The sequence below is a fragment of the Gryllotalpicola ginsengisoli DSM 22003 genome, from assembly GCF_000419445.1.
Classification (GTDB): Bacteria; Actinomycetota; Actinomycetes; order Actinomycetales; family Microbacteriaceae; genus Gryllotalpicola; species Gryllotalpicola ginsengisoli.
Window position 1 is genome coordinate 200,134 of the sequence record NZ_AULK01000002.1, and the last position, 25,842, is coordinate 225,975.

The following is a 25,842-nucleotide window of genomic DNA, read 5'->3' on the forward strand; positions in this document are numbered from 1 at the left end:
GGAAGAGCGCCCACTAGATCGGCACCTGCACCTGCTGCATGATCGACCGCAGGATGCCGTCGGCGCTGACCTGCTCGAGCTCGGCCTCGGGCCGCAGCTGGATGCGGTGCCGCCACACCGGCACGACCATCGCCTTCACGTGGTCGGGCGTGATGGCGTCGTAGCCCGACAGCCACGCCCACGCCTTCGCCGCCGCGAGCAGCGCCGTCGTGCCGCGGGGGCTGACGCCGAGCCGCACCGAGGGGCTGTGCCGGGTGCCTCGGGCGAGGTCGACCAGGTAGCCGAGCACGTCGTCGCCGGCGCCCACCCGGGTGACGGCGGCGCGCGCGGCCGCGAGCTCGTCCGCGCTGAGCACCGGCGTGACCCCGGCGGCGGCGAGGTCGCGCGGGTCGAAGCCGGATGCGTGCCGGCGCAGCACCTCGACCTCGGTGTCGCGCTCGGGCAGCTCGAGGGTGACCTTGAGCAGGAAGCGGTCCAACTGGGCCTCCGGCAGCGGGTAGGTGCCCTCGTACTCGATCGGGTTCTGCGTGGCGGCGACGATGAACGGGTCGGGCAGCTTGCGGGTGACCCCGTCGGCCGACACCTGCCGCTCCTCCATCGCCTCCAGCAGCGCCGACTGCGTCTTGGGCGGCGTGCGGTTGATCTCGTCGGCGAGCAGGATGTTCGTGAACACCGGCCCCTCGCGGAACTCGAACGCCGCCTTCGCCGGGTCGAACACGACCGAGCCGGTGACGTCGCCCGGCATCAGGTCGGGGGTGAACTGCAGCCGCTTGGTGTCGAGCGAGAGCGCCGTCGACAGGGTGCGCACGAGCAGCGTCTTGGCCACCCCGGGCACGCCCTCGAGCAGCACGTGGCCGTTCGCGAGCAGGGCGATCATCAGGCCGCTCACGGCCCCGCCCTGCCCCACGACGGCCTTGCCGACCTCTGCGCGCACCCGCGCGAAGGACTGTCTGAGCTGATCGTCTTCTGCTGTCATCGCTGCCATTCTTCTCGTGGTCGGGGACGGTTCAGGAGGCGGGTCGGGCGGGTCGGTCGGGCACGCCGGCGCGCACGGATGCCTCGAACTCCTGCAACTCGCGGGCGAGGTGCACCAGCTCGCCGTCGCCCCGCGGCACCCGCTCGACGAGCAGCGCGCGCACCTCGGCCACCGGCCGGCGTGCGGCGGCCGCGGCGGAGGCGGCCACGTCGTCGACGCGCGCCGCGGGGCCGAGGCCCAGCAGGCCGGCCAGACGGGCGACGGCGCCCATGCGCAGCGCGTCGAGCGCGTGCAGCCTCGCATCGCTGCGCTGGTAGAGGCGCGCCCGGCCCTCGAGGGTCTCGCCCGCCGGGACCACGACGGGCAGGTCCTCGACGACGAGCGGCCCGAAGCGGCGGCCGCGCCACAGCGCGGCGGCGACCGTCACCAGCACGGCGAGCAGGATCACCGGCGTGACCCAGCCAGGCGCGAGGTCGGCGATGGTGGTCGGTTCGGTGCCCGCCGGCAGGTCGGCGGCTCCGGGCGTGTACCAGATCAGGGTCGAGGTGCCGCCGAGCAGACGGATGGCGCTGCCGGCGTTCGCCCCCTCGAGGATGTGCCCGTTCTCCAGCGGCTCGGCCGAGGAGATCACCGCGACGTCGCGCCCGGCCTCCTGCAGTTGCTCGGCGTAGCCGGAGGGTGGGGCGATCAGCACGGTGCGCGCCGACAGCTCGGATTCGGCGGCGAGCCGGTCGGCGTCGATCAGCCGGTTCGGGTCGTACAGGGCGAGCGTGACCTGGCCGGATTCGGCGGCGAGCGCCGCGCGGCGAGCCTGTGCGAAGGAGGACGCCTCCTCGACGTCGACGCCGTGCCGGCGCAGCACCTGCAGCAGCGCCTTCGCGCCCGTCGGGCTCGAGCTCTCCGGGTCGAGCGTGGGCCGCGCCGAATCGGCGCCGAGGCTCGCCAGCAGCAGGAGCACGACCACGGTGACCACGGCGATCGCCGCGGCGATGAGCCAGCCGCGGCCGCGCCGCGCGCGCTGCCGCAGGGTCGGGGTGAGCGGGGCTGCGGCATCCGTCGCGGTCACGCGTGCGCCGCCTCGAGGACGGGGGTCGCCTGCGCGAGCCGCGCGTCGAGCTCGCGCAGCCTGGCGTGGTCGGCCTCGGATTGGGCGCGGCCGAGGTAGCGGGCCCGGTCGAAGGTGTCGGCGGCGTCGCGCAGCGCCGCGGCCTCGACGGGGAAGGCGGGGGCGGCCTGCCGGCCGACCTCGTGGGCGGTCGTGCCGGGGCGCAACCGGATGACGGTGCGTTCGTCGAGCGACTGCGCGATCGCGCGGAAGCGCTCGATGACGGCGAGGGTCCAGTCGCCGGCGGAGGCGGCGGCGTCGGCGGCCGCCCGCAACTCGGCCGCCGAGCGGCTGTCGGCCACGGCGCCGGAGAACGGGCGGACGGCACGCCGCCCGAGCCGCGGCATGCCGTAGGCGACGAACGCCGCCACGAGCAGGCCGACCACGACCACCGCCGCGGCGACCGCAAGCCAGCCGGCCGAGGCGTGGCCCCCGCCGGGCAGCTGCAGCGACTCGAACCAGTCCTTGACGCGCTGGCTGAGCAGGTCGAACCAGGTCGGCCGCGCCGCCTGGTATTCGGGCTTGGAGAGCTCGTCGCCGAGCCACCGCCGCGCGGTATCGTCGTCGGGGGTGAGCGGCGGTGCGTCGGCCGCGAGGCGCACGATCATGCCGTGGGGTGCGGGCGGCTCGAGAAGTCGGGGGCGGCGAACGGGTCGCCGACGGGGCGGCCGGCCTGGCGGTCTTCGAGGTGCCGGGCCAGCACGAGGTCGAGGCCCTCCCGGCGCATCCGCTGGTCGACGTAGCAGACGCCCGCCGCACCGGCCTGCACGATCGCGGTGACGGTGCCGATGACGAAGCTGACCAGGTACACCAGCACGGTCGACCCGATGGCGAGGCCGGTCTGGGTGCCGCCGCCCGACGAGTCGCCGAGCGGGAACACCAGCCCCAGCGCGACCTCGTACAGCATGGTGAGCGGGAACTGCACGATCTGCGCCGCGACGGCGCACATCGCGATGACGAGGAACTGGGCGCCGAAGACGCGCCAGAAGCCGCCGCGGGTGAGCTGCCACGAGCGCGAGATGCCGCTGCGCACCCCGGCCCGCTCGAGCATGATGGCGCCCGGGGTGAGCGAGGTGCGGCCCCACAGCCACGCGGCGAGCACGGCCGCGCCGGCGCCGCCGATCAGGCCGATGATCACGCCGAGGGCGATCAGCACCCCGCCGCCGCCACCGCCGGCCTGCGCGCCGGGCACGACGAGCGCCGCCACGAGGGCGGCGAGCACCAGGAACAGCAGCAGGAGACCCCCGGACAGCAGCGCCAGGTACCCGATGAGGGCCCAGCGGCGGCCCCGCGTCGCCCGCCACAGCTGCCCCGCGCGCGGCGTGAGCCCGAGGGTGCCGTTGGCGACCTCGATCACGACGATGCCCTGCAGCAGCCCGCTGCCGATCACGCTGATCGCGATGGCGATGATCGCCGCGACGACGACGAGGCCCACCCCGCCCGCGACGATGGCGTCGGTGTCGTCGGCGGTGGCGTGCGAGACCCGCTCGGCGAAGACCACCGCCGCCCCGCCGACGATGGCGGCGGCGGCGATGCTGACGACCGCCTGGATGAGCGCGGCCGGCCAGAACAGTGCTCGCAGGTTGCGGCGCAGCAGCTGGAACGGGGCGGCCAGCAGCTGCCCGAAGGTCAGGGGGCGCAGGGGGAGCAGACCCGGCCGGGGCGGCGGCGCCCATGCCGGGCCGGACCCGTATTGGGGGCGCTGCCACGCGGTCGGATCGCTCACACCCACTAACCTAGAGGCCAGCGCAGGATGAGCGTCGTTTTCTGTGTGGATCTGGGGATGAAGTGAGCACACGCGTACTCGTGGTCGACGACGACACGGCACTCGCCGAGATGATCGGCATCGTGCTGCGGTCGGAGGGCATCGACCCGGTGTTCTGCGCCGACGGCTCCCAGGCGCTCGACGTGTTCCGCCAGACCACCCCCGACCTGGTGCTGCTCGACCTGATGCTGCCGGGCGTCGACGGCATCGAGGTGTGCAGCCGCATCCGCGCCGAGTCGGGCACGCCGATCATCATGCTGACCGCCAAGTCGGACACCGCCGACGTCGTGCGGGGCCTCGAGTCCGGCGCCGACGACTACATGGTCAAGCCGTTCAACCCCAAAGAACTGGTGGCACGGATGCGCGCCCGGCTGCGCCCCGCCCAGTCGGCGCAGCAGACCACCACGGTGCGCGTCGGCGACCTGGTCATGGACGTCGCCGCGCACGAGGTGCGCCGCGGCGACGAGCGCATCAACCTCACCCCGCTCGAGTTCGACCTGCTGCTCGCGCTCGCGAGCAAGCCGCAGCAGGTGTTCACCCGCGAGATGCTGCTCGAGCAGGTCTGGGGCTACCACTACAAGGCCGACACGCGGCTCGTGAATGTGCACGTGCAGCGGCTGCGGGCGAAGGTCGAGCACGACCCCGACAACCCCAAGATCGTGATGACCGTGCGCGGGGTCGGCTACCGCGCAGGCAGCACGGCTTAATCTCCCCCCATGACCATCGCGGCGCTTCGATCCCCGGCGGCGCTGCTGCGCCGGCCGGCCGAGTGGCCGCGCGCCGCCGCGCGCATGTGGCGGCGCTCCCTGCAGTTCCGCACCGTGCTGATCACGGTCCTGCTCTCCGGCGTGGCCATCCTGATCACGGGCCTCGTGGTGTCCTACTCGGTCGGCAACGACCTGTACCAGTCCCGCCTCGAGCAGGCGCTGCGCGACGCGGCGCGCGCGCAGAACCAGGTGCAGTCCAGCCTCGACGCCACCGACTCCAGCGACCCGGCGACCCTGCTGGGCCTCGGCCTGACGGTGCAGACGGTCGTGCAGGGCGCCTCCAGCAGCCGCATCATGGCGTTCATCCGCGTGCCCGGGCAGACCCCCGACGCGGCCGCCCCGACCGACTACACCGTGGGCATCCCGCAGGACCTGATCAGCTCCGAGCTGGCCGCGCGGGTCGACGCCCACCCCGGCACCCTGTTCTCGCAGCCCGTCGCGCTGCCGTACTCCGCAGGCAACCCGCCGGTGACGCATCCGGGCGTGCTGGTCGGCACGCAGGTGACCCTGCCCACGGCGGGTGCATACGAGCTGTATCTCGGCTACGACCTCTCCGACTCGGAGCAGACCCTGCAGTTCGTGCAGCGCACCCTGCTGCTGGCCGGCGCCGCGCTCGTGGTGCTGATCGGCGCGCTCACCTACGTCGTGGTGCGCTTCGTGGTGGCGCCCATCCAGCTCGCGGCCGCCACCAGCCGGCGCCTCGCCGCCGGCGACCTCGAGGTGCGCCTGCCCGAGGAGGGGCAGGACGTGCTGGCGAGTCTCGCCCGCTCGTTCAACGCCATGGCCGACAGCCTGCAGCGCCAGATCACGCAGCTGGCGACCCTGTCGCAGCTGCAGCAGCGCTTCGTCTCCGACGTCTCCCACGAGTTGCGCACGCCGCTGACGACCATCCGCCTCGCATCCGATCACCTCTACGACCGCAAAGACGAATTCGACGACGTCACCGCCCGCACCGCCGAGCTGCTGCACACCCAGGTCGAGCGCTTCGACCTGCTGCTGTCCGATCTGCTCGAGATCAGCCGCTACGACGCCGGATCGGTCGCGCTCGAGCTCGAGCCGTCGAGCCTGGTGCGCCTCGCCGAGGAGGTCATCGACGAGTTCGCCCCGCTCGCCCGCGCGCACGGCACCGAGCTGCGCCTGCGCGCGCCCGGCGGCTACGCCGAGGTGCCCATGGACGCGCGCCGGGTGCGCCGCATCGTGCGCAACCTGATCGGCAACGCGATCGAGCACGGCGAGGGCCGGCCGATCGACGTCATCGTCGACAGCAACCCGACCGCAGTGGCCCTGGCCGTGCGCGACCGCGGCATCGGCATGAGCGAGGCCGACCTCGGCCACGTCTTCGACCGGTTCTGGCGCGGCGACCCCTCCCGGCAGCGCACCATCGGCGGCACGGGGCTCGGGCTCGCGATCTCGCAGGAGGACGCCGCCATCCACGGCGGCCGCATCGACGTCTGGTCGCAGCCGGGCGAGGGTTCCTGCTTCCGGCTCACCTTGCCGCGCGGCCGGGCGGCCGTCGAAGGGTCGCCGATCCCGCTGCCGCCGCGGACGCAGGAGGTGGCGTGATGCGGCGAGAGACGATGAGACGGATGCTGCGCGCGCTCGCCGCGGCCTGCGCCGCGGCGGTGCTGCTCGCCGGCTGCGCCTCCATCCCGCGCTCGGGCCCGGTCGCCGAGGGCGGCAAGGCCGCCTCGCAGGACGACGGCTTCGGCCAGATCGACTACCACCCCTCCAGCCCGGTCGCGGGGGAGACCCAGGCCGAGGTGCTCAGCGGATTCATCGCGGCCGCAGTCAGCCCCGACAACGGCTACCAGATCGCCCGCGAGTACCTGGCGAGCTCCTTCGCGAGCCAGTGGAACCCCGACGCATCCGTCACCGTCGACCGCGGCACGGGCCGCGACGACCCGACCCGCGTGAACTCGACCCAGCTCACCCTCGACGTCGAGCCGGTGGCCTTCGTCGACCAGGCCGGCAACTACCTCACGGCCGACTCGCACGCCCCCATCCCGCTGCAGTACTCCTTCACGAAGGAGGACGGCCAGTGGCGCATCTCGAAGGCGCCCGACGGCATCGTCATCGACTCGAACCGGTTCCAGACCGTCTTCAGCCCGCAGACGCTCTACTTCTACAGCGCCGACTTCCGCTACCTGGTGCCCGACGAGCGCTGGTTCCCGGCGACCCGCGCATCGTTGTCGACGCGCGTGGTGAAGGCGCTGCTGGCCGGCCCCTCCGAGTGGTTGAAGGAGGCCGTCGCGACGGCGTTCCCCAGCGGCACGCAGCTGGTCAGCGGCTCGGTGCCGGTGCAGGACGGCACGGCCATGGTCGACCTCAACTCGGCTGCGGGCAGCGCCGACTCGGCCACGCTGGACCGCATGGACGAACAGCTCACCGAGAGCCTGAGCGGGGCCGGATCGGTGACCGACGTGCAGCTCTCGATCGCCGGAGTGGATCGCCCGTCCGGCGCGCCGAGCGCGACCGGCGCCGTGCACGACCCGGCGGTCAACGTGAACCCGCTCGTCCTGCAGGGCGGGAAGTTCGGATTCCTCACCAGCGGCAAGGTCTCCACCTCGCTCGAGGCGGTGGGCGGCAAGATCGCGTCGCTGAAGCCGAGCGCCGTGAGCGTCACGGCCGACGGCAGCGCCGCCGCCGTCAAGGCGAAGCAGGGTGTGTACGCCATCAACGCGCAGGCGGCCTCGCCCGTGCTGGTCGACGACCGCACCGGTCTCATCGCCCCGTCCGTCGACAACCGCGGCGCCGTATGGTCCGCGACCGCCTCGCCGGACGCGGCGATCCACGTCGCCTACCCCGACGGCACGACGGTCGACCTCGACCCGGCCTGGAGCAACGCGCGGACGCTGATCTCCTTCGGCATCTCCCGCGACGGCACCCGCCTCGCGGCGCTGGTGCGCACCACCGACGGGCAGAGCCACGTCATGGTGGCCGGCATCGCGCGCAACAGCGACGGGCGGCCGACGGGGATCGGCGAACCGGTCGACCTCGGCAACGTCGGACTCAGCGAGGGGCTGTCGCTCGCCTGGACCGACGAGCTCACCGTCGTCGTGCTCGGCAACGCGCCCGGCGGCGGCACGGCCATCGTCTCCCAGTCGATCGGCGGCACCCGGTCCACCACCAGCGGCCCGTCGGGCGGGGTCACCGTCGCGGGCGGCAACCCGGCCTCGCAGTACTGGGTGCTCACCTCGGGCGGCGACCTCGAGACGCCCGCAGGAAACGGCTGGCAGAGCGCCGCCGACAAGGTGACGGTGCTCGCGGTGCAGCAGGGTCGCGGCTGACCCTCCACAGGCGCGCCGGCCGGCGTCCACGCGCGGTCCCGCTCGGTGCAGGATCCTCGCCATGGCCCTCCTCGACCGGTTTCCCCCGCGGGTGCGCGACGCCCTGCTGGACGCCTGGGCGGTGCTCGCCCCCACGCAGTGCGCCGGCTGCGGCGCGCCCGATCGGGCACTGTGCGCGGCCTGCCGCGGCGCGCTGCTGGCCGCCTCGCCCGCGCGCACCGAGCTGCCCCGCGGCGACGGCACCGCCCTGCCGGTCTGGTTCGCCGTCGAGTACGCCGGGGCGGCGCGGCAGGTGCTGCTGGCGTTCAAAGACGGCGGGCGCACGGATGCCGCATCCGCTCTCGCCCACGCGCTGCGCGCGGCCGTGCGCGCCGCACTGGCCGCCACGCCCCCCGCCGCGCGCGGCCGGGTCGAGCTCGCCGCGATCCCCTCGACGCGCGCCGCCCGCAGGCGGCGCGGCTACGACCACGTGCGGCTGCTGCTCGCGCGAGCCGGCTACCGCGACAGCCGTCTGCTGCGCGCGGTGCGGAAGGCGGCCGACCAGGCCGCGCTCGGCGCCGACGCCCGGCGCGAGAACCGGCGCGGCTGGCTCGCCGCCCGTGGCCGGCCCCGGGGCCGCGCGGTGCTCGTCGTCGACGACATCGCCACGTCGGGGGCGACGCTGCTGGAAGCGGATCGCGCCCTGCGCGCCGCGGGCGCGACGGTGCTCGGCGCGGTCGTCGTGGCACGCACGAAACGCCGCATACCCCCACTGGAAACGAGCGGGAAACGCAGGGAAATCGTCCGTGACAACCTCGGTGAACGGGGCTAGATTCGACGGCACCAAGCAGGTGCGGATGACCCCACCGGCATCCCGGTGGGGGGCGCACCGGAACAGGAGGTCGCGATGGAAATCGACATCACCGGACGAGGCGTCGGCATCACGGACCGCTTTCGCGAGTACGTGACCGAGAAGGCCGAGAAGGTGTCCCATCTCGCCGAACGCGCGCTCGTGCTGGAGGTCAAGCTGGGCCGGCTGGCGGAGCGCAACGGCACCCCGGGCGACGACCGGGTCGAGCTCACGCTCGTCGGCCCGGGCCCCGTGGTGCGGGCCGAGGCGACCGCCGCGGACAAGTACGCGGCGTTCGACATCGCCATCGGCCGGCTGCTCGAGCGGGTGCGCAGGGCCAAGGACCGCCGCAAGGTGCACCGCGGCGGGGCGCATCGCCCCACCTCGCTGCACGAGGCGTCCAGCGCCGCCTTCGCCGGCACCGACCTCACCCCGGTCTCCGCCGACGTGCTCACGAAGGTGCGCACCGGCGAGATCCCGGTCGTGGCCGATGAGACGCCCGAGGAGAAGGAGGAGCGCGAAGAGTACTGCCCCGTCGTGATCCGCACCAAGACCTTCGCCTCCGTGCCGATGACGGTCGACGACGCGCTCTACTACATGGAGCTCGTCGGACACGATTTCTATCTCTTCATCGACAGCGCGACGAACCGCCCCAGCGTCGTGTACCGCCGCAAAGGCTGGGACTACGGGGTCATCCAGCTGGACGACGAGGCCGACGAGCTGCAGGAGGCCGCCACGGCGGCGCGCAAGCTCGCCGCCGTCGACTAGCGCGAACGCCGGCTGGGCGGCGCCTCCGAAGGGCGCCGCCCGGTCAGCTTCATGACAGAGCGCCATAGGTAGACTGATCGGGTTCACCGCCCGACACAGGGGAGAGATAAGCCCGTGGCCTCAGTTCTCGAAAAGGTCTTGCGCGTCGGAGAAGGTCGCATACGCCGTCGCCTCGAGGCGTACACCCGCGCGGTCAACGCGCTCGAAGACGACTTCAAAGCGCTCACCGACGAAGAACTGCGCGACGAGACCGTCCACCTGCGCGAGCGCTACGCCGACGGCGAGAGCCTCGACGACCTGCTGCCCGAGGCGTTCGCGGCCGTGCGCGAAGCCGCCCAGCGCACCCTCGGCATGCGGCACTTCGACGTGCAGATCATGGGCGGCGCCGCCCTGCACCTCGGCAACATCGCCGAGATGAAGACCGGTGAGGGCAAGACCCTCGTCGCGACCACCGCCGCCTACCTCAACGCGATCCCGAGCCGCGGTGTGCACGTGGTCACCACCAACGACTTCCTCGCGTCCTACCAGAGCGAGCTGATGGGCCGCGTCTTCCGCGCCCTCGGCATGAGCACCGGCGTGATCCTCGCCGGCCAGTCGCCGGCCGAGCGCCGCGAGCAGTACGCCGCCGACATCACGTACGGCACCAACAACGAGTTCGGCTTCGACTACCTGCGCGACAACATGGCGTGGCAGGCCAGCGACATGGTGCAGCGCGGCCACAACTTCGCGATCGTCGACGAGGTCGACTCGATCCTCATCGACGAGGCGCGCACCCCGCTCATCATCTCCGGCCCCGCCTCCGGCGAGGCGAACCGCTGGTTCAACGAATTCGCGCGCATCGCCACGCGCCTCGTGCCCGGCGAGGACTACGAGGTCGACGAGAAGAAGCGCACCGTCGGGGTGCTCGAGTCCGGCATCGCCAAGGTCGAGGACTATCTGGGCATCGACAACCTCTACGAGTCGGCGAACACCCCGCTGATCTCCTTCCTGAACAACGCGATCAAGGCCAACGCGCTGTTCAAGCGCGACAAGGACTACGTCGTCATGAACGACGAGGTGCTCATCGTCGACGAGCACACCGGCCGCATCCTGATGGGCCGGCGCTACAACGAGGGCATCCATCAGGCGATCGAGGCGAAGGAGGGCGTGCCGGTCAAGGCCGAGAACCAGACCCTCGCCACCATCACGCTGCAGAACTACTTCCGCCTCTACAAGAAGCTGTCGGGCATGACCGGTACCGCCGAGACCGAGGCGGCCGAGTTCATGTCCACCTACAAGCTCGGCGTCGTGCCCATCCCCACGAACAAGCCGATGATCCGCAAGGACATGCCCGACCTCGTCTACAAGAACGAGGAGGCGAAGTTCGCCCAGGTCGCCGAGGACATCGTGCAGCGCCACGCCAAGGGCCAGCCGGTGCTCGTCGGCACCACCTCGGTGGAGAAGAGCGAGTACCTGTCGCGACTGCTGGCCAAGCGCGGCGTGAAGCACGAGGTGCTGAACGCGAAGAACCACGCCCGTGAGGCCGCGATCGTCGCGCAGGCCGGCCGCCTCGGCGCGGTCACCGTCGCGACGAACATGGCCGGCCGCGGCACCGACATCATGCTCGGCGGCAACGTGGAGTTCTTGACCGTCGCCGAGCTGAACTCGCGCGGTCTCAGCCCGGAGGACACGCCGGACGAGTACCAGGCCGCGTGGGACGAGACCTACGAGCGCATCAAGGTCGAGGTCGCCGAGGAGGCCGAGAAGGTCAAGGAGGCCGGCGGCCTCTACGTGCTCGGCACCGAGCGCCACGAGTCGCGCCGCATCGACAACCAACTGCGCGGCCGCTCCGGCCGTCAGGGCGACCCGGGTGAGAGCCGCTTCTACCTGTCGCTCACCGACGACCTGATGCGCCTGTTCAACGCCGGCGCCGCCGAGTCGCTGATGGGGCGGGCGGGCACGCCGGACGACCTGGCGATCGAGTCGAAGATCGTCAGCCGCGCCATCCGCTCGGCTCAGGCGCAGGTCGAGGCCCGCAACGCCGAGATCCGCAAGAACGTGCTGAAGTACGACGACGTGCTGAACCGGCAGCGCGAGGCGATCTACGCCGACCGCCGCCAGATCCTCGAGGGCGACGACCTGCACGAGCGGGTGCAGAAGTTCCTCGACGACGTCATCGACGAGATCCTCGACACCCACACCGGCGAGGGCAACGGCGACGACTGGGACTTCGACGCCCTGTGGGCCGAGCTGAAGACGCTGTACCCCGTCGGCATCACCATCGACGAGGTCGTGGCCGAGGCCGGGTCGAAGGGCCGCATCAACCGCGAGTTCATGCGTCGCGAGATCCTCTCCGACGCGCACCTGGCCTACCAGCGCCGCGAGGAGCAGCTCGGCTCCGATGCGATGCGCGAGCTCGAGCGGCGCGTGGTGCTCTCGGTCATCGACCGCCGCTGGCGCGACCACCTCTACGAGATGGACTACCTCAAGGACGGCATCGGCCTGCGCGCCATGGCGCAGCGCGACCCGCTGGTCGAGTACCAGCGCGAGGGCTTCGCGATGTACCAGCAGATGATGGGCGCGATCCGCGAGGAGACCATCGGCTTCCTGTTCAACCTCGATGTCGAGGTCACGCAGGCCGGCGGCGAGGTCGCCGGGGTCGAGGCGAAGGGGCTCACTCAGTCGCAGGAGCAGCAGGGGCTGTCGTACACCGCGCCGAGCGACTCGGGCGGCGTCGAGGTGCGCGGACAGGGCGGCCAGGTCGACCGCGCCGCGACGGAACGCGCGGAGCGCGCCGCCCGGCGCCGCGAGGCGCAGCAGACCGACGACCGCCCGGCCGCAGCCCAGGGCGGTTCGCGCGGGGCCTTCGGCCAGCGCTCCGAGGCCGACACTCCGGCACCGCAGAACCGCGCCGAACGCCGCGCCCAGAACCGTCGTCGGGGCTGACCCGCCGCGACGCGGCCGCCGTCACAGCAGGCTGATGCTCGTCGCCCGCCAGCGGCGGTCGAGCCCCTCGAGCCGCAGGGCGACCGCCCGCACGCGGCCGGGCATCTGCACGACGACGGCCGCCTCGACGACGCCGGGCGCCGGCTCGCAGGTGTGCGTGGAGAGGATGACCAGGCGCGGCCGCTGCGGCGCCACGCCCTTCAGCGATCGTGCCCGCGCGGCGAAGGTGGCCCGGCGCATCAGCCCCAGATAGACCCCCTCGGTCACCCATCGGGAGAGCTGCTCGAGATCGCGCGCCCCGGCGACGATCTCGATGACGCAGCGCGTCAGGTTGGCGATCAGCGGCGCCGGGTCGGGCAGGTCGGTGGTGCGCTGCACCCCGAAGAACTCGTCGGTGTCGATGCGTGAACGCTGCGCCGCAGCGGACTGTGGGCTCATGTGCGTGATTCCCCCGAAGACGATGCCGCCGACCCCTGTGCGTGAGATCGGTGACGTGACTCTTTCAGGGGGCAGACGCGGGTGTCCAGGGTTTATGTGCCCTGTTAGCAACTCGCGCCCGGGCACGAGACACCGCGGTACCGTGCCCGGCATGCGCTTCGACAAGCTCTTCGAGGATCTCGAGGGTCAGCTCGAGACGGAGCTCGCCGCCCAGGGCGCCGCACGCGAGGCAGAGGAGGAGCGGTTGCGGCTGGCCCGGCTGACCCTGCGGGAGCGGCTGTCGACGCTCGCGGGCCTCGGCTCGGGCATCCGTGCGCAACTCGTCGACGGGTCGGTGCTGAGCCTCACACCCGGCACGGTCGGCAAGGACTGGTTCTCCGCCGACCTCGCCGACGCCGGGGCATGCATCGTGCGCCTCGACGCGGTGACGGCGCTCTCGCTCACGCTCGAGCAGGCACGCGCGAGCAGCGAGCGGATGCCTCCCTCAGGCGCCGCCCGCGAGGCCCTCGCCGCCCGTATCGGCGTCGGAGTGCCCCTGCGCGACCTCGCCCGCCGCCGCGTGCCGGTCGACGTGTTCGCGCTCGGGCATGCCGTGCCGGTGCACGGCACGATCGACCGCGTCGGCGCCGACCACCTCGAGCTCGCCGTGCACGAGCGCGGCGCGGCCCGGCGTGCCCGCGCGGTGACCGAACTGCGGCTCATCGCCCTGTCGGCCCTCGCCCGCGTCGCGGTGTGAGCGCTACTCGGGCCGGATGATCGTGCCGCCCGACAGCTCGGCGAGACTCGCAAAGTCGGACTGCTCCCACAGCGCACGGCGACGCTGCTGCTCGTACAGGCTCGAGATGTACGACTCGAGCACCTCGCGCTCGATGCGCCACTGCGGCCCGACCTGGATCGCCGGCAGCTCGCCCGACTCGACCAACGCCATCACCTCGGAGACCTCGACGTTGAGGATCTCGGCCGTGTCGGCGACGGTGAGGAACCGGATCGCGTCGCCTGCGGACTGAGGGGCCATGCTGTCGATTATGACCGCACCGCGTCGCGCGCGTCCGCACTGTGGATAACTTCGCGCCCAGAGTCGGCCGCTTGCTCCACCATGGTCGGCATGACACAGCCCGTCGCCGTCCCGCCCCGCCCGCGGCCCGTGTGGCTCGAACCGCGCTTCGTCGTCGGCGTGCTGCTCGTCGTCGCCTCCATCGCCGGGGTGAGCACCCTGCTGGCGCTCGCCGACCGCACCGAGGTCGTCTATGCGGCACGGCACGCGCTCGCCGCGGGCGACCGGATCGACGCCGACGACATCGTCGCGGTCCGGGTGCGGCTGGGCTCCGCCCAGGCCTCCTACCTCGCCGCCCCGCCCAAGCCGGGCGCGGTCGTGACCCGCACCGTCGAGAAGGGGGAGCTCGTGCCGCGGGGTGCGCTCGGCACCGCCGCCGGGCAGAACACCACGAGCGTCGTCGTCGAGGTCGACGGCCAGCTGCCCGAGTCGGTCGACACCGGCCGAGCCGTCGACGTGTGGGCGGCCGCCGCCCCCGCCACGGGCGGCACGTCCTCCCCGCCGCAGGTCCTCGTATCCGGCGCCACGGTGGTGCGGCTCGTGTCGGACGACGGCCTCGGCTCCTCGTCGGGCGTCTCCGTCGAGGTTCGCATCCCCAAGGAGTCGGCGCCGTCGCTGCTCGAGGCGATCGCGAACGGCGACGTCGTGTCCGTGCTCCCGGCGGGGGACTGACATGGCCCAGCTCGCCTTCTGCCTCGACCGCCACGCGGAGGATGCGCTGCTGACCGGCGCGCTCGATGCGGGCCACGCGGTGCTCGCCCGGGTGCAGACCGCCGGCGAGCTGGCCGGGGTGCTCGCCGCGCACCGCGTCGACATCGCCGTGGTCACAGCGGCCCCGCTGCGCATCACGCCCGAGCTGCGGCAGGCGGCCGCCTCCGCCGGCACCCGGCTGGTCGCGATCGCGGCCGACGACGAGGCGCGCGCCCTGGCCCGCGGGGCGGGCGTGGCCGACGTGGTGCCGCAGCCGGCGGACTGGCCCGAGTTCGAACGGATGCTGGAGACCCCGGCCGCCCCGACCGGCGGCGGCGACGGGCCGGGCGGGGAAGCATCCGTGATCGTCGTGTGGGGGCCCACCGGCGCACCCGGCCGCACCAGCCTCGCCGTGTCGATCGCCGCCGAGCTCGCCCTGACCGGCGCGCACGTCGCCCTCGTCGACGCCGACAGCTACGGCGGCTCGGTCGCGCCGTGGCTCGGTCTGCTCGACGAGGCGCCCGGCTTCGCCGCCGCCTGCCGGCTCGCGGGAGCCGGGCAGCTCACCCGCGTGGAGATCGACCGCGTCGCCCAGTACGTGCCGACCCCGCGGGGCGCGCTCGCCGTGCTCACCGGCATCGCCCGCGCCTCCCGCTGGCCCGAGCTCGGCCAGGACCGGGTCGGCCGTGTGCTCGCCGCGCTCGCCGGCTGGTTCCAGCATGTCGTCGTCGACGTGGGGTTCAACCTCGAGGCCGACGAAGAGATCGCGAGCGACCTGTTCGCCCCGCGCCGGAACGCGGCCACCCTCGCGGCGCTCGAGGCGGCGACGCAGCTCGTCTGCGTCGGCGCCGCCGACCCGGTCGGTCTATCACGGCTGCTGCGCTGCCAGCCCGAGGCCGCCCGGCTCGCCGCCGGGGCGCGGAGCCACGTCGTCGTCAACCGGGTGCGCGAGGGCGTCGTCGGCGCCCGCCCCGAGGCGCAGATCGCCGCCGCGCTCGAGCGCTTCGGCGGCATGGTGCCGGCGGCGCTGGTGCCCGAGGACCAGCCGGCGTTCGACCTGGCGATGCGCACCGCCCAGCCCCTTGCCGCCGTGGCACCCCGCTCGGCCGCGCGCCTGGCCGTCCGCCAGCTGGTGACCGGGCCGATCCTCGGCGTCGAGGAGCCCGCACCGGGTCGCCGCCGCACCCGCCCTGCCCGGCGGGGGCGGCCCCGCCCCGCCCCGGATCCGGCCGCAGGCGCCGCCCTAGACTGGCAGGGTGTCCACCCTCAGTGACCTCGTCATCGCCCACGGCCGCTCCACTCCTGAGGACATCGAGTGGATGCACATGCTGGTCGGCGACGGGCAGCTGCTGGCCGATCTGGCCTTCGCCGACATCGTGCTGTGGGTTCCCACCGACGACGGGTTCATCGCCGTGGCGCACTCGCGCCCCTCCAGCGCGGCGACGCTCTTCTACCGCGACATCGTCGGGCAGAGCATCCGCCCCGAGTGGCGGCAGCAGGTGACCGAGGCGTTCGAGACCGGCCGCATCGTCGACTCGAGCGCGCCGGAGTGGTATGAGGAGACCCCGACGCGCGTGCGCGCCGTTCCGGTGCTGCGCCGGCTCGGGTCGAGCAGCGCGAAGACGACGGATGCCCCGATCGCGGTGCTCACCCGGCACACGAACCTCAGCGAGGCCCGCACGCCCGGGCGTCAGGAGCTGACCTTCAACGACTGCGCGAACGACCTGTTCGCCATGATCGCCACGGGCGACTTCCCCGACCTCGGGGCGCCGAGCGGACCGCGCCGCGGCGCCCCCCGCGCGTCCGACGGCCTCATCCGCCTCGACGTCGAGGGCATCACCACCTTCGCGAGCCCCAACGCCCTCTCCGCGTTCAACCGCATCGGGTTCACCGACGAGCTCGAGGGCGAGTCGCTGGCGGAGGTCACGACCTCGCTGCTCACCGGGCACACCGCCATCGACGAATCACTGCCGCTGGTCGTCACGGGGCGTGCGCCGTGGCGCACCGACGTCGACGTACGGGGCGTGACGATCTCGCTGCGGGCCATTCCGATCCGCAACCGCGGCGAGCGCGTGGGCGCCATCGTGCTGGTGCGCGACGTCACCGAGATGCGGCACCAGGAGCGGGAGCTGATCACCAAGGATGCGACGATCCGCGAGATCCACCACCGGGTCAAGAACAACCTGCAGACGGTGGCCTCGCTGCTGCGCATCCAGGCCCGGCGCTCGCACTCCGACGAGGCGAAGGAGGCGCTCGGTCAGGCGATGCGCCGCGTGGCGGCGATCGCCGTCGTGCACGACACCCTGTCGGAAGGGCTCGCGCAGGCCGTCGACTTCGACACGGTCTTCGACCGCGTGCTGATGCTCATCACCGAGGTCGCCTCGAGCCACAACACCACCGTGCGGCCGACCAAGTCGGGCACCTTCGGTGTGCTGCCGAGCGAATACGCCACGCCGCTCGCCCTGGCGCTGACCGAGCTGGTCACCAACGCGGTCGAGCACGGGCTCGCCGACCGCTCGGGCGAGGTGCAGATCGTCGCCGAACGCACGGGGGAGATGCTCTCCGTGAAAGTCATCGACGACGGAGTCGGGCTGCCCGAAGGGAAGGTCGGCAGCGGCCTCGGCACGCAGATCGTGCGCACCCTGATCCAGGGCGAACTGGGCGGTGCGATCGACTGGCACACCATGGTGGGCGCCGGCACCGAGGTGACGGTGGAGATCCCGCTCAGGTACCTCAGTTCAAGCAAGGCTTGAGCTGAGGGCTGTGCTTGTCGTGTGCGCCGGTGCTCGCCCGGCGCACCGCGGTCGGCTTTTCGGGTTCCCGCGTTCGCGGGCGAGCAAGTCGCTCGCTTGTGGAGCGCGGTGCGCGGCGTACCGCTCAGCTGGCGCGACGGGCGCGGGCCGCGCGGCGCTTCAGGGCGCGGCGCTCGTCTTCGGAGAGACCGCCCCACACGCCCGAGTCCTGACCGGTCTCGAGGGCGTACTGCAGGCAGATCTCGGTGACGGTGCAACGGCCGCACACGGCCTTGGCCTTCTCGATCTGGTCGACGGCCGGGCCCGTGTTGCCCACCGGGAAGAACAGCTCGGGGTCGGCGGTGAGGCAAGCGGCTTTGTCGCGCCAGTCCATACGTGTGCTCCTTCTGGTCTTACAGCAGGCAGACGAGGAGATTCGGGTGGCGCCTCGTCGGCGAACAGGAAAGTCGAGTGACAGGGCCTGAATCCGGTGGGTTACTAGACCTGCCCACAGCCCCGTGAGCGAAAACTCGAACTCAGATATCCTCCCACGGGGGACACCCCCGGATCAATAGTTTCGTATGGGATAACTCTGTGAACACACGCCTGCAATCTTCATCTGCTACACGGCCCCCGCTCCTCACCGTGCTCGCGGCCCTGCTCAGCATCGAGGCGGTCGCGGTGCTCGCCGCAGTCATTCTGTCGGGCCTCGCGCTGGCGGGCAATGGTGCGAAGTCGGAGGCCGACGGTGTCGCGCTTCTCGTGTGCGTGGTGATCGGCTTCCTCTGGGTCGGCGCGGCGGCCGCGGGGGCGTGGCTCGCGGCCTCGTGGATGCGCGGCCTCGCGACCGTGTGGCAGCTGGTGCAACTCGCCGTCGCCGCCGGCGCGTTCGAGGATCTGATCGGGGGAGCCGGGCTCGGCGTCGCGTTGCTCGTGCTCGGCCTCGTCGGCCTGGGGCTGCTGTTCACCCCGCAGGTGACGCGCGCGGTCGGCCGGCGGCCCGAGGCATCCGTCGACGACGCGCCGCGCCGTTAGGCGAGCTTCAGCTTCTTGCGCAGCATGTTCAGGTGCCCCTTCGCCTTCACGTTGTAGAGGGCGTGCGCGAGCGTGCCGTCGGGGCGCACGACGAAGGTGGAGCGCAGCACGCCCACGACCGTCTTGCCGTAGAGCTGCTTCTGCCCCCACACGCCGTACGCGCGGTGCACTTCGAGCGACTCGTCGGAGAGCAGCGGGAAGTCGAGGTGCTCGGCCGCGGCGAACGCCGCGAGGGCGGCGGGGGCGTCCTTCGAGACGCCGAGCACCGCGTAGCCGGCATCCGCCAGCTCGCCGAGGTTGTCGCGGAAGTCGCAGGCCTGCGTCGTGCACGCGGGGGTCGACGCGGCCGGGTAGAAGTAGACGATCACGTCTTCTCCGGCGAAGTCGGAGAGCGAGACCGGCCGGCCGTCCTTGTCAGGGAGGGTGAAGCCGGGCGCCCGGTCGCCGGGGGCGAGACGGATGCTGCTGGGCAGGGTCTCCTCGCTGGTGGTGCTCATCTCTCTCGAGATTACTTGACCGCGCCCGCCGTCAGCCCCGCGACGAAGCTGCGCTGCAGCAGCAGGAACATGACGACGATCGGCACCGAAACCACCAGCGAGGCGGCCATGATCTGGTTCCAGTACACGTTGGTCTGCGTCGAGTACTGCTGCAGGCCGATCGCCAGCGTCATCTGGTTCTGCTGCGTCGTCAGCACCGAGGCGAACAGCACCTCGCCCCAGGCGGTCATGAAACCGTAGATCGCCACCGCCACGATGCCGGGACGCGCCGCGGGCAGCACGACCCGCCACAGGGCGCCCATCGGGCCGTTGCCGTCGACCATCGCCGCCTCGTCCAGCTCGCGCGGGATGCCGTCGAAGTACCCGGCGAGCATCCAGATCGAGAACGGCAGCGTGAACGTCAGGTAGGTGATGATCAGGCCGAGCCGGGTGCCGATCAGCGGGATGTGGGTCGCGGTGGTGATGTTGGTGAAGATCAGGAACAGCGGCAGCAGGAACAGCACGCCGGGGAACATCTGCGTCGACAGCACCGTCGTGGTGAACACGGTGCGGCCCTTGAACCGCCAGCGCGAGACGGCGTACGAGGCGAAGATCGCCAGCACGAGGCTGATGGCCGTCGCGATGACGCACACGACGACGCTGTTCGCGAAGTACTGCGCGAGCGGCACCGTCGACCAGATGTCGACGTACGGGGTCAGGGTGAGGTGCTGCGGGAACCAGGAGAAGGCGTTGCGCACCTCGCCGAGCGGCTTGAGCGAGGACGTGATCATCACGTAGAGGGGGACGATCACGAACGCCGTCAGGACGACGATCGTGACGACCCGGAAGACCTTGATGCCGGCAGACTCACGCACGCTGCGACCTCCGGTTGATGACGAGCAGGTAGATGCTCGTGACGATGAGCAGGAAGACGAGCAGCAGCACGGACATGGCGCTGCCGTAGCCGAAGTTCCAGGTCAGGAACGAGGCGTCGTAGATGTGGAACGAGATCAGATCCCCGGCCGGCGGCTGCGCGGTCGAGCCGAACAGCACGAACGGCGTGTTGAAGTCGTTGAACGTCCACAGGAACATGACGAGGATCAGCACCGTGTTCACGGGGCGCAGCATCGGCAGCGTGATCGACCGCCACTGACGGAACGGCTTGGCGCCGTCGACCGCGGATGCCTCGTACACGTCGCTCGGGATGGACTGGAGCCCCGCCATCAGCATCAGGAACGCGAACGGCCAGGTGCGCCAGATCGCGACGATCACGATCGCCCAGAACGCGTTGCCGCCGATCAGCCAGAACGGCTTGTCGCCGAGCAGGTGCAGTTGGTCGACCAGGATGTGGTTGATCGCCCCGGTGGAGCGCTGGAACATGAACTTCCAGGTGATGATGCCGGCGTAGATCGGCAGGGCGTAGGGGATCAGGAAGACCGTGCGGAACAGGCCGCGGCCCGGGAAGGGGCGCTGCAGCGCGACGGCCGCCGCCATGCCGAAGCCCCAGGACAGCGCGAGCACGATGATCGTGAACCCGCACGTGATCAGGAACGAATGCAGGATGCCCTGGCCGATCGACGACGAGAAGTCGAGCGACGTCTTGTAGTTGCCGAGGCCGACGACGGGCGCCTGGCCCCAGTTCCTCAGGTAGATGCGGGTGAGCTTGATGAAGCTCATCCAGATGCCCGTGACCATCGGGATGATGTGCACGAGGATCTCGAAGATGACGGCGGGGCCGAGCAGCGCGTAGGGCAGCCACCAGCCCTTGCGCAGGCCGCTGCGCCCCGGTGCGCCGCTCGGGGACGGCGCGGTCGTTGCCGACATGGGTCTGGTCTTCCTTTCCCGTGGAAGGGACTCCTCCGGTGTGGTGCGCCCGAGGGCCGCCGCGAAGCTCGCGACGGCCCTCAGGCGGGTGCGGCGCCGAGGCGCCCCACGCGGGAGGAGTGCCGCCGGCTGGTTATCCGGCGGCCTCGACGGTGGTCTGCGCGTCGGACAGCGCCTTCTTGATGTCCGAGGCGCTGACGTTCTTGCCCTGGGCGATGTCGGCGATCAGGTTGGTGACGGCCTTGCCGACGGCGGACTCGAAGTCACCCTCGGTCGCGACCTGCGGCAGCACCTTCGACTGCTCGTTGTAGGCGGTGGTGAAGACCTTCGCCTCGTCCGCGTCGTCGGTGAACGACGGCGATGCGTCCTTCAGCACGGGCAGCGTCTTGTAGGGCTTGTCCAGCGTCGCCTGGGTGTCCTCGCTCGTCATGTACTTGACGAACTTGAGCGCCTGGTCGAGGTGCTGGGTGTAGCTGAAGATCGCGATGTTGATGCCGGCCGGGAAGGTCGAGATCTGGTCTTCCGCGGGGGTGTCGGCCGGCCACGGCAGGTTGGTCACGCCGTAGTCGCCCTCCTTCATGCCCTGCGAGAGCAGCGTCGCGTCGGCGTTGTTCTGCGAGAGCACCATGGCGGCCTTGCCCTGCGCGAGCTCCTGCAGCGGGTCGGATCCGTTGTCGAGCTGGGCGTCGTCGGGGTTCACCACCTTGTCCTTGCCGATCAGGTCGAGGTAGCGCTGCACGCCGGAGACGATCGCGTCGGAGGTGAAGGTCGGCTTGTCGCCGTCGTAGAACTCGGCGCCGTTCTGGGCGGCGGTGAGGAACGCGAAGTGCACGTTCTCGGTGTACGACGCGCCCGCGATGGCCACGCCGTACTGGCCCTTGGACGGGTCGGTCAGCTTCTTGGCGTCGGCGACGAACTCCTCCCACGTGGTGGGCGGCGTGGTGATGCCGGCCGCCTTGAAGAGCGCCTTGTTGTAGTAGAGGCCGTAGGCCAGGCCGTACAGGGGCACGGATGCCGGGTGGTCGGTCTTGCCCTTCTGACTGCCGGCGTTCAGGGCCGTGGTGGCGAACTTGTCGAGCCCGCCGATGGCGTCGGCGTGCTCGCTCAGGTCGACGAACGCGCCGGATGCCTGGAACGCGGGCCCCCAGGTGTTGCCGATGTTGACCACGTCGGGGCCCTGGTTGCTCGAGATCGCGGTGTTGATCTTGTTCTGCAGGTCGTTCCACCCGATGACCGTCAGGTTGACCTTGATGCCGGTCTGCTTCGTGAACTTGTTCAGAACGGGCGTGAGCACCTTCTTGTCGTTGGCGAGGCTCGTTCCCTGGTTGCTCGCCCAGTACTCGAGGGTGACGTTCTTGTCGCTCGAGCCGGAGTTGCTGCTGCAGCCGCTGAGGGCGATGGCCACGGTCGCCGCCGCGAGCGCGCCGACGAGCATGACTCTTTTCTTGGCCATGTGACTTCCTTGTCTCTTGTGCACGGTGTGGGTGTGCTCATGGTGTGATCGACCGCGCGGCAACAGCCGCCGACGCCGGTCGGCCGCCGCTCGATCGCCTCAAGCATAACTGAACCGATTCAGTTCGCAATCGCGCCCTGTGGCGCGTCTGACGCACTGGCGGCCCGGCTCGATTCCCGCACGAGCAGCGAGCTCGGCGTGGGTCGCACGGCCGTCGGCTCCTCGCCGGCGAGCAGCTGCAGCAGGCGCGTCGCGCTGCGCCTGCCCTGCTCGTCGGGGAACCTGTCCAGCGCCGTGATCGTGGGGGAGGAGAAGCGGCACAGCACCGAGTCGTCCCAGCTCACGAGAGCGAGGCCCTGCGCCTCGCCCTTGCGCAGCGCCGAGAGCGCGCCGAGGGCCATCAGGTCGTTCGACGCGATGATCGCGGTCGGCACCTCGGGCTCGCCGAGCAGGCCGGTCACGAGGGCTTCGGCGCTGTCGAAGGTGTAGTCGGCCTCGAGGAAGCGCACCCGCATGCCGCGCGCGGCCGCCTCGCGCGTCACCGCCTGGGTGCGGTCGAGCTCGTGTGCGTAGCCCAGGGGCCCCGTGACGTGCGCGACGTCGCGGTGGCCGAGTTCGAAGAGGTGCTGCACCAGCTGCTCGGCGTCGCGATGCTGGTCTTCGATGCGCTCGGCGCCCGGTTCGTCTCCGGGCAGCACGCCGTGCAGGACGTACGGGAGGCCGAGCCGGTCGAGCAGGGCCGGGCGCTTGTCGTCGATGGCCCGGTCGAGCACGATCACGCCGTCCACCCGTCGCTCGGCCGCCCAGCGCTCGTACACCTCGATGTCGCGGCCGGGGGCGGTGCCGACCATGCGCAGCAGCAGGCTCTGCCCGGCCTGCGAGAGCACGTCCTCGACGCCCTCGAGCAGGCGCATGTAGTAGGGCTCGGTGCCGAGCAGGGTCGGGTCGCGACGCAGCACCATGCCGATCGCATCCGATCTCGAGCGCGACAGGGCGCGGGCGCTCGAGCTGGGGTGCCAGCCGAGTTCCTCGGCGAGGGCGAGCACGCGCTCCCGGGTCTGATCGCTGACGCCGGGCCGGCCGTTGAGCGCGTAGGAGACGGATGCCTTCGACACGCCCAGCCGCTCGGCGATCGTCGCGATCGTCACCTTCGACATGCGGGCCACCTGCCTCTCCACCGACCTCGTCATCGTGGGTTGTCGCCGACAACGATAGCGGCAGTTGAACCGGTTCAGCACAGGGTGGGCCGCACCCGGTGAGGGCTCAGCCGGCGAGCGCGAGCAGCAGGCGCTGCAGCGAGTCGAGGCGCGCGGCGCCGCTCGGGCCGAGCTCACCGCGCTCCACCGCCTCGGCGATGGCGCAGTCCGGTGCGTCCGGCAGATGCGTGCAGCCGCGCGGGCACTCCTGCGCGACCCGGTCGAGGTCGGGGAAGCCGCGCAGGATGTTGGCCGGGTCGACATGGCCGAGGCCGAAGCTGCGCACGCCGGGGGTGTCGATGATCCAGCCGGTGCCGGCATCCGATCGCACGCGCAGGGAGACCGTCGAACTCGAGGTGTGCCGGCCGCGCCCGGTCACCTCGTTCACGTGGCCGATGGCGCGGTGCGCGTCGGGGACGAGCGCGTTCACGAGGGTGGACTTGCCGACCCCCGAGTGCCCCACCGCGACGGTCGTATGCCCGATGAGGCATGCGTTCAGCTCGTCCAGCGGCACGTGCGCGGGCGAGCTCGTGAAGACGGTCAAACGCTCCAGACCGGCGAAGTTCGCGAGGAACGGCGCCGGGTCGGCGACGTCGGTCTTCGTCACGCACAGCAGCGGCTCGATGCCCGCGTCGAACGCCGCGACGAGATAGCGGTCGACGAGGCGGATGCGCGGTTCGGGGTTGGCGGCGGCGACCACGATCAGCATCTGGTCGGCGTTCGCCACGATGACGCGCTCCACCTCGTCGGTGTCGTCGGCCGAGCGGCGCAGCAGCGTGGTGCGCTCGCCGATGCGCACGATGCGGGCCAGCGTGCCGGGCGCGCCGCTGGTGTCGCCGACGAGGTCCACGCGGTCGCCGGTGACGATCGGCTGCCGGCGCAGCTCGCGGGCGCGGGAGGCGACCGCCTGATGCTCGGTCGGCCGGTCCTCGTCGATCAGCACCGTGTACCTGCCGCGATCGACGCCGAGCACCCGCCCGACCACGGCGTCCTCGTGCTCGGGCCGCTGCTTGGTGCGCGGCCTGCTGCCCTTCGGGTTCGGGCGCACGCGCACCGCCGACTCGTCGTACTCCGCGTACGGCTCGTCGTCGTCGGCGTCGTCGCCCGACCACCAGGTCAAGGCGTGTATGCCTTTTCGAGCATGCCGTGCCACAGTTCCGGGAACTCGGGCAGCGTCTTCGCCGTCGCGCCGATGTCGTGCACCTCGACGCCGGGGGTGACGAGCCCGATCAGCGCGCCGGCCGTGGACATGCGGTGGTCCTTGTGGCTGCGCCACACGCCGCCGTGCAGCGGCCGCGGCTCGATGCGCAGGCCGTCCGGCAACTCGGTCACGCTGCCGCCGAGCCCGTTCACCTCGGCGGCGAGGGCGGCCAGCCGGTCGGTCTCGTGGTGCCTGATGTGCCCGATGCCGGTGATCTCGCTCGGCGAATCGGCCAGCGCCGCGAGTGCGACGAGGGCCGGGGCCAGCTCGCCGCCGGTGGACAGGTCGAGTTCGACGCCGGAGATGGAGGGCCCGCCGGTGACGGTGAGCCGGTCGCCGTCGCGGGTGACGGATGCCCCGAACTTCAGCAGCAGCGTGGCGAGATCCGCCCCGACCTGGGTCGTGGACTCCGGCCAGCCGGTGATCGTCACGCGGCCGCCGGTGGCGACGGCGGCGGCGAGGAACGGCGCCGCGTTGGACAGGTCGGGCTCGATCGCGACGTCCCTGCCGCGGATCGGCTGCGGGGCCACCGACCAGGTGCCGGGTGCGGGGGTCTCCACCGTGACCCCGCGCGCGGCGAGGGTCGCGATCGTCATCTCGATGTGTGGCAGGCTCGGCAAGCGCTGCCCCGAGTGGTGCAGCACGAGGCCGCGCTCGAAGCGCGGCGCCGAGAGCAGCAGGCCGCTCACGAACTGGCTGGAGGCCGAGGCGTCGATGGTGATCTCGCCGCCCTCGACGCTCCCCGTGCCGTGCACGGTGAACGGCAGGCTGCCGCGGCCTTCGTCGGCGAGGTCGACGCCGAGCGCCCGCAGCGCCTCGATCATCGCGTGCATCGGCCGGCCGACGGCGGAGGGGTCGGCGTCGAAGGTGGTCGGGCCGAGCGCGAGCGCGGCGAGCGGGGGAGTGAAGCGCATCACCGTGCCGGCCTGGCCGCAGTCGATCGTGGTCGAGCCGAGGAGCTCGTCGGCGGGGCTGATGCGCAGGTCGGCGCCGAAGGGGTGCGCCGACGGCACGCGCTCGATCCGGGTTCCGAGAGCGGCGAGGGCCTCGACCATCCGATCGCTGTCCTGCGAATGCAGCGGGGCGGTCAGCGTGGAGGGGCCGTCGGCCAGGGCGGAGAGCACGAGCTCGCGGTTGGTCAGCGACTTCGACCCCGGCAGGGCGACGACCGCGTCGAGCGGACCGTCCGCCACCGGCGCGGGCCACAGCTCCGGGTTCTCGGGGCGCTGACGGTCGCCGTAGGGGTCGAAGTCCGAAGCGGAATAGGTGCGCGACTGCATCGGTTGCAGGATACCGGGATTCGGCAGTCGAGACTTCGGGA

General features: G+C 71.8%; 25 protein-coding genes. 11 read left to right on the top strand and 14 right to left on the bottom strand.

Annotated features, from left to right (window positions below; all coding sequences use genetic code 11):
• Window positions 1-13: 13 nt before the first annotated feature.
• The 4 genes from H563_RS0105420 to H563_RS15215 are packed head-to-tail and all read right to left on the bottom strand — an operon-like array spanning window position 14 to window position 3,807.
• Window positions 14-985, bottom strand: a complete 972-nt coding sequence (locus tag H563_RS0105420) for an AAA family ATPase (RefSeq protein ID WP_027479133.1) — start codon at window positions 983-985, stop codon at window positions 14-16.
• 22 nt (window positions 986-1,007) lie between these two features.
• The gene (locus H563_RS15210) at window positions 1,008-2,042 is read right to left on the bottom strand and encodes a DUF4350 domain-containing protein (protein ID WP_022881589.1); all 1,035 of its coding nucleotides are present in this window, start codon (window positions 2,040-2,042) and stop codon (window positions 1,008-1,010) included.
• Window positions 2,039-2,689: a DUF4129 domain-containing protein gene (locus H563_RS18370; RefSeq protein ID WP_022881590.1), complete on the bottom strand. Its 651-nt coding sequence runs from the start codon at window positions 2,687-2,689 to the stop codon at window positions 2,039-2,041. Before H563_RS18370 ends, H563_RS15210 begins: the two co-directional genes overlap by 4 nt.
• A complete protein-coding gene (locus H563_RS15215; protein ID WP_155865024.1) occupies window positions 2,686-3,807 on the bottom strand; it encodes a hypothetical protein in 1,122 nt (373 codons plus the stop codon). The genes H563_RS18370 and H563_RS15215 overlap by 4 nt, the downstream gene beginning before the upstream one ends.
• A gap of 62 nt (window positions 3,808-3,869) precedes the next feature.
• Here H563_RS15215 and mtrA point away from each other — a divergent pair, with 62 nt between their 5' ends.
• From mtrA to secA, 6 genes are all read left to right on the top strand, one after another.
• A complete protein-coding gene (gene mtrA / locus H563_RS0105440) occupies window positions 3,870-4,553 on the top strand; it encodes an MtrAB system response regulator MtrA (protein WP_022881592.1) in 684 nt (227 codons plus the stop codon).
• Between the two features lie 9 nt (window positions 4,554-4,562).
• Complete coding sequence (gene mtrB / locus H563_RS15220) at window positions 4,563-6,176, top strand: MtrAB system histidine kinase MtrB (RefSeq protein ID WP_022881593.1); 1,614 nt, start codon at window positions 4,563-4,565, stop codon at window positions 6,174-6,176.
• Window positions 6,176-7,900 (top strand): LpqB family beta-propeller domain-containing protein, encoded by a 1,725-nt coding sequence (locus H563_RS0105450; RefSeq protein WP_081416156.1) that lies wholly within the window; start codon window positions 6,176-6,178, stop codon window positions 7,898-7,900. Before mtrB ends, H563_RS0105450 begins: the two co-directional genes overlap by 1 nt.
• A gap of 61 nt (window positions 7,901-7,961) precedes the next feature.
• Window positions 7,962-8,711, top strand: coding sequence for a ComF family protein (locus H563_RS15225; protein WP_022881595.1), 750 nt, complete (start codon window positions 7,962-7,964; stop codon window positions 8,709-8,711).
• A gap of 75 nt (window positions 8,712-8,786) precedes the next feature.
• A complete protein-coding gene (gene hpf / locus H563_RS0105460; protein ID WP_022881596.1) occupies window positions 8,787-9,497 on the top strand; it encodes a ribosome hibernation-promoting factor, HPF/YfiA family in 711 nt (236 codons plus the stop codon).
• 114 nt (window positions 9,498-9,611) lie between these two features.
• A complete protein-coding gene (secA, locus tag H563_RS0105465; RefSeq protein ID WP_022881597.1) occupies window positions 9,612-12,422 on the top strand; it encodes a preprotein translocase subunit SecA in 2,811 nt (936 codons plus the stop codon).
• A gap of 21 nt (window positions 12,423-12,443) precedes the next feature.
• Here the strand turns inward: secA and H563_RS0105470 are convergent, their stop codons facing one another.
• Window positions 12,444-12,860, bottom strand: coding sequence for an Rv3235 family protein (locus H563_RS0105470; RefSeq protein ID WP_022881598.1), 417 nt, complete (start codon window positions 12,858-12,860; stop codon window positions 12,444-12,446).
• A gap of 151 nt (window positions 12,861-13,011) precedes the next feature.
• On the opposite strand from H563_RS0105470, the gene H563_RS0105475 reads away from it, so the two are divergent.
• Entirely contained in the window at window positions 13,012-13,596 is a 585-nt protein-coding gene (locus H563_RS0105475) for a hypothetical protein (protein WP_022881599.1), read from the top strand.
• 3 nt (window positions 13,597-13,599) lie between these two features.
• Here the strand turns inward: H563_RS0105475 and H563_RS0105480 are convergent, their stop codons facing one another.
• Window positions 13,600-13,875: a helix-turn-helix domain-containing protein gene (locus H563_RS0105480; protein ID WP_022881600.1), complete on the bottom strand. Its 276-nt coding sequence runs from the start codon at window positions 13,873-13,875 to the stop codon at window positions 13,600-13,602.
• 90 nt (window positions 13,876-13,965) lie between these two features.
• Between H563_RS0105480 and H563_RS0105485 the strand changes: the two genes are divergently transcribed.
• From H563_RS0105485 to H563_RS0105495, 3 genes are read left to right on the top strand one after another with little or no spacing between them, the layout of a single operon-like run.
• Window positions 13,966-14,586: an SAF domain-containing protein gene (locus tag H563_RS0105485; protein WP_027479135.1), complete on the top strand. Its 621-nt coding sequence runs from the start codon at window positions 13,966-13,968 to the stop codon at window positions 14,584-14,586.
• A 1-nt stretch (window position 14,587) separates the two neighbouring features.
• Window positions 14,588-15,877, top strand: a complete 1,290-nt coding sequence (locus H563_RS15230) for an AAA family ATPase (RefSeq protein ID WP_022881601.1) — start codon at window positions 14,588-14,590, stop codon at window positions 15,875-15,877.
• Window positions 15,861-17,357, top strand: a complete 1,497-nt coding sequence (locus H563_RS0105495) for a sensor histidine kinase (RefSeq protein ID WP_022881602.1) — start codon at window positions 15,861-15,863, stop codon at window positions 17,355-17,357. The genes H563_RS15230 and H563_RS0105495 overlap by 17 nt, the downstream gene beginning before the upstream one ends.
• Window positions 17,358-17,481: 124 nt before the next feature.
• Here H563_RS0105495 and H563_RS0105500 read toward each other — a convergent pair whose 3' ends face one another.
• A complete protein-coding gene (locus H563_RS0105500; RefSeq protein ID WP_022881603.1) occupies window positions 17,482-17,730 on the bottom strand; it encodes a WhiB family transcriptional regulator in 249 nt (82 codons plus the stop codon).
• 251 nt (window positions 17,731-17,981) lie between these two features.
• On the opposite strand from H563_RS0105500, the gene H563_RS0105505 reads away from it, so the two are divergent.
• Complete coding sequence (locus H563_RS0105505) at window positions 17,982-18,371, top strand: hypothetical protein (RefSeq protein WP_022881604.1); 390 nt, start codon at window positions 17,982-17,984, stop codon at window positions 18,369-18,371.
• Here the strand turns inward: H563_RS0105505 and bcp are convergent.
• The 7 genes from bcp to aroA form a co-directional block, all read right to left on the bottom strand.
• Window positions 18,368-18,868 carry a thioredoxin-dependent thiol peroxidase gene (gene bcp / locus H563_RS0105510; RefSeq protein ID WP_022881605.1) on the bottom strand — a complete coding sequence of 167 codons (501 nt, stop codon included), beginning with the start codon at window positions 18,866-18,868 and terminating at the stop codon, window positions 18,368-18,370. The genes H563_RS0105505 and bcp overlap by 4 nt on opposite strands.
• Before the next feature lie 11 nt (window positions 18,869-18,879).
• On the bottom strand, window positions 18,880-19,722 hold the full coding sequence (locus H563_RS0105515) for a carbohydrate ABC transporter permease (protein WP_022881606.1): 843 nt from the start codon (window positions 19,720-19,722) through the stop codon (window positions 18,880-18,882).
• On the bottom strand, window positions 19,715-20,671 hold the full coding sequence (locus H563_RS0105520) for a carbohydrate ABC transporter permease (protein WP_022881607.1): 957 nt from the start codon (window positions 20,669-20,671) through the stop codon (window positions 19,715-19,717). Before H563_RS0105520 ends, H563_RS0105515 begins: the two co-directional genes overlap by 8 nt.
• 133 nt (window positions 20,672-20,804) lie before the next feature.
• Complete coding sequence (locus tag H563_RS0105525) at window positions 20,805-22,124, bottom strand: ABC transporter substrate-binding protein (protein ID WP_027479137.1); 1,320 nt, start codon at window positions 22,122-22,124, stop codon at window positions 20,805-20,807.
• 119 nt (window positions 22,125-22,243) lie between these two features.
• The gene (locus H563_RS0105530) at window positions 22,244-23,281 is read right to left on the bottom strand and encodes a LacI family DNA-binding transcriptional regulator (protein ID WP_027479138.1); all 1,038 of its coding nucleotides are present in this window, start codon (window positions 23,279-23,281) and stop codon (window positions 22,244-22,246) included.
• 106 nt (window positions 23,282-23,387) lie between these two features.
• Window positions 23,388-24,440, bottom strand: a complete 1,053-nt coding sequence (rsgA, locus tag H563_RS0105535) for a ribosome small subunit-dependent GTPase A (protein ID WP_022881610.1) — start codon at window positions 24,438-24,440, stop codon at window positions 23,388-23,390.
• The gene (gene aroA / locus H563_RS0105540; RefSeq protein ID WP_022881611.1) at window positions 24,437-25,801 is read right to left on the bottom strand and encodes a 3-phosphoshikimate 1-carboxyvinyltransferase; all 1,365 of its coding nucleotides are present in this window, start codon (window positions 25,799-25,801) and stop codon (window positions 24,437-24,439) included. Before aroA ends, rsgA begins: the two co-directional genes overlap by 4 nt.
• Window positions 25,802-25,842 lie beyond the last annotated feature (41 nt).

Coding starts and splice junctions, on each gene's coding strand:
- H563_RS0105500 (WP_022881603.1), bottom strand. CDS start 17,730: ATGGACTGGCGCGACAAAGCCGCTTGCCTCACCGCCGACCCCGAGCTG.
- mtrB (WP_022881593.1), top strand. CDS start 4,563: ATGACCATCGCGGCGCTTCGATCCCCGGCGGCGCTGCTGCGCCGGCCG.
- H563_RS0105470 (WP_022881598.1), bottom strand. CDS start 12,860: ATGAGCCCACAGTCCGCTGCGGCGCAGCGTTCACGCATCGACACCGAC.
- bcp (WP_022881605.1), bottom strand. CDS start 18,868: ATGAGCACCACCAGCGAGGAGACCCTGCCCAGCAGCATCCGTCTCGCC.
- hpf (WP_022881596.1), top strand. CDS start 8,787: ATGGAAATCGACATCACCGGACGAGGCGTCGGCATCACGGACCGCTTT.
- H563_RS0105450 (WP_081416156.1), top strand. CDS start 6,176: ATGCGGCGAGAGACGATGAGACGGATGCTGCGCGCGCTCGCCGCGGCC.
- H563_RS0105420 (WP_027479133.1), bottom strand. CDS start 985: ATGGCAGCGATGACAGCAGAAGACGATCAGCTCAGACAGTCCTTCGCG.
- H563_RS0105485 (WP_027479135.1), top strand. CDS start 13,966: ATGACACAGCCCGTCGCCGTCCCGCCCCGCCCGCGGCCCGTGTGGCTC.
- H563_RS18370 (WP_022881590.1), bottom strand. CDS start 2,689: ATGATCGTGCGCCTCGCGGCCGACGCACCGCCGCTCACCCCCGACGAC.
- H563_RS0105475 (WP_022881599.1), top strand. CDS start 13,012: ATGCGCTTCGACAAGCTCTTCGAGGATCTCGAGGGTCAGCTCGAGACG.
- H563_RS0105520 (WP_022881607.1), bottom strand. CDS start 20,671: ATGTCGGCAACGACCGCGCCGTCCCCGAGCGGCGCACCGGGGCGCAGC.
- H563_RS0105480 (WP_022881600.1), bottom strand. CDS start 13,875: ATGGCCCCTCAGTCCGCAGGCGACGCGATCCGGTTCCTCACCGTCGCC.
- H563_RS15225 (WP_022881595.1), top strand. CDS start 7,962: ATGGCCCTCCTCGACCGGTTTCCCCCGCGGGTGCGCGACGCCCTGCTG.
- H563_RS0105530 (WP_027479138.1), bottom strand. CDS start 23,281: ATGTCGAAGGTGACGATCGCGACGATCGCCGAGCGGCTGGGCGTGTCG.
- H563_RS0105525 (WP_027479137.1), bottom strand. CDS start 22,124: ATGGCCAAGAAAAGAGTCATGCTCGTCGGCGCGCTCGCGGCGGCGACC.
- H563_RS15230 (WP_022881601.1), top strand. CDS start 14,588: ATGGCCCAGCTCGCCTTCTGCCTCGACCGCCACGCGGAGGATGCGCTG.
- aroA (WP_022881611.1), bottom strand. CDS start 25,801: ATGCAGTCGCGCACCTATTCCGCTTCGGACTTCGACCCCTACGGCGAC.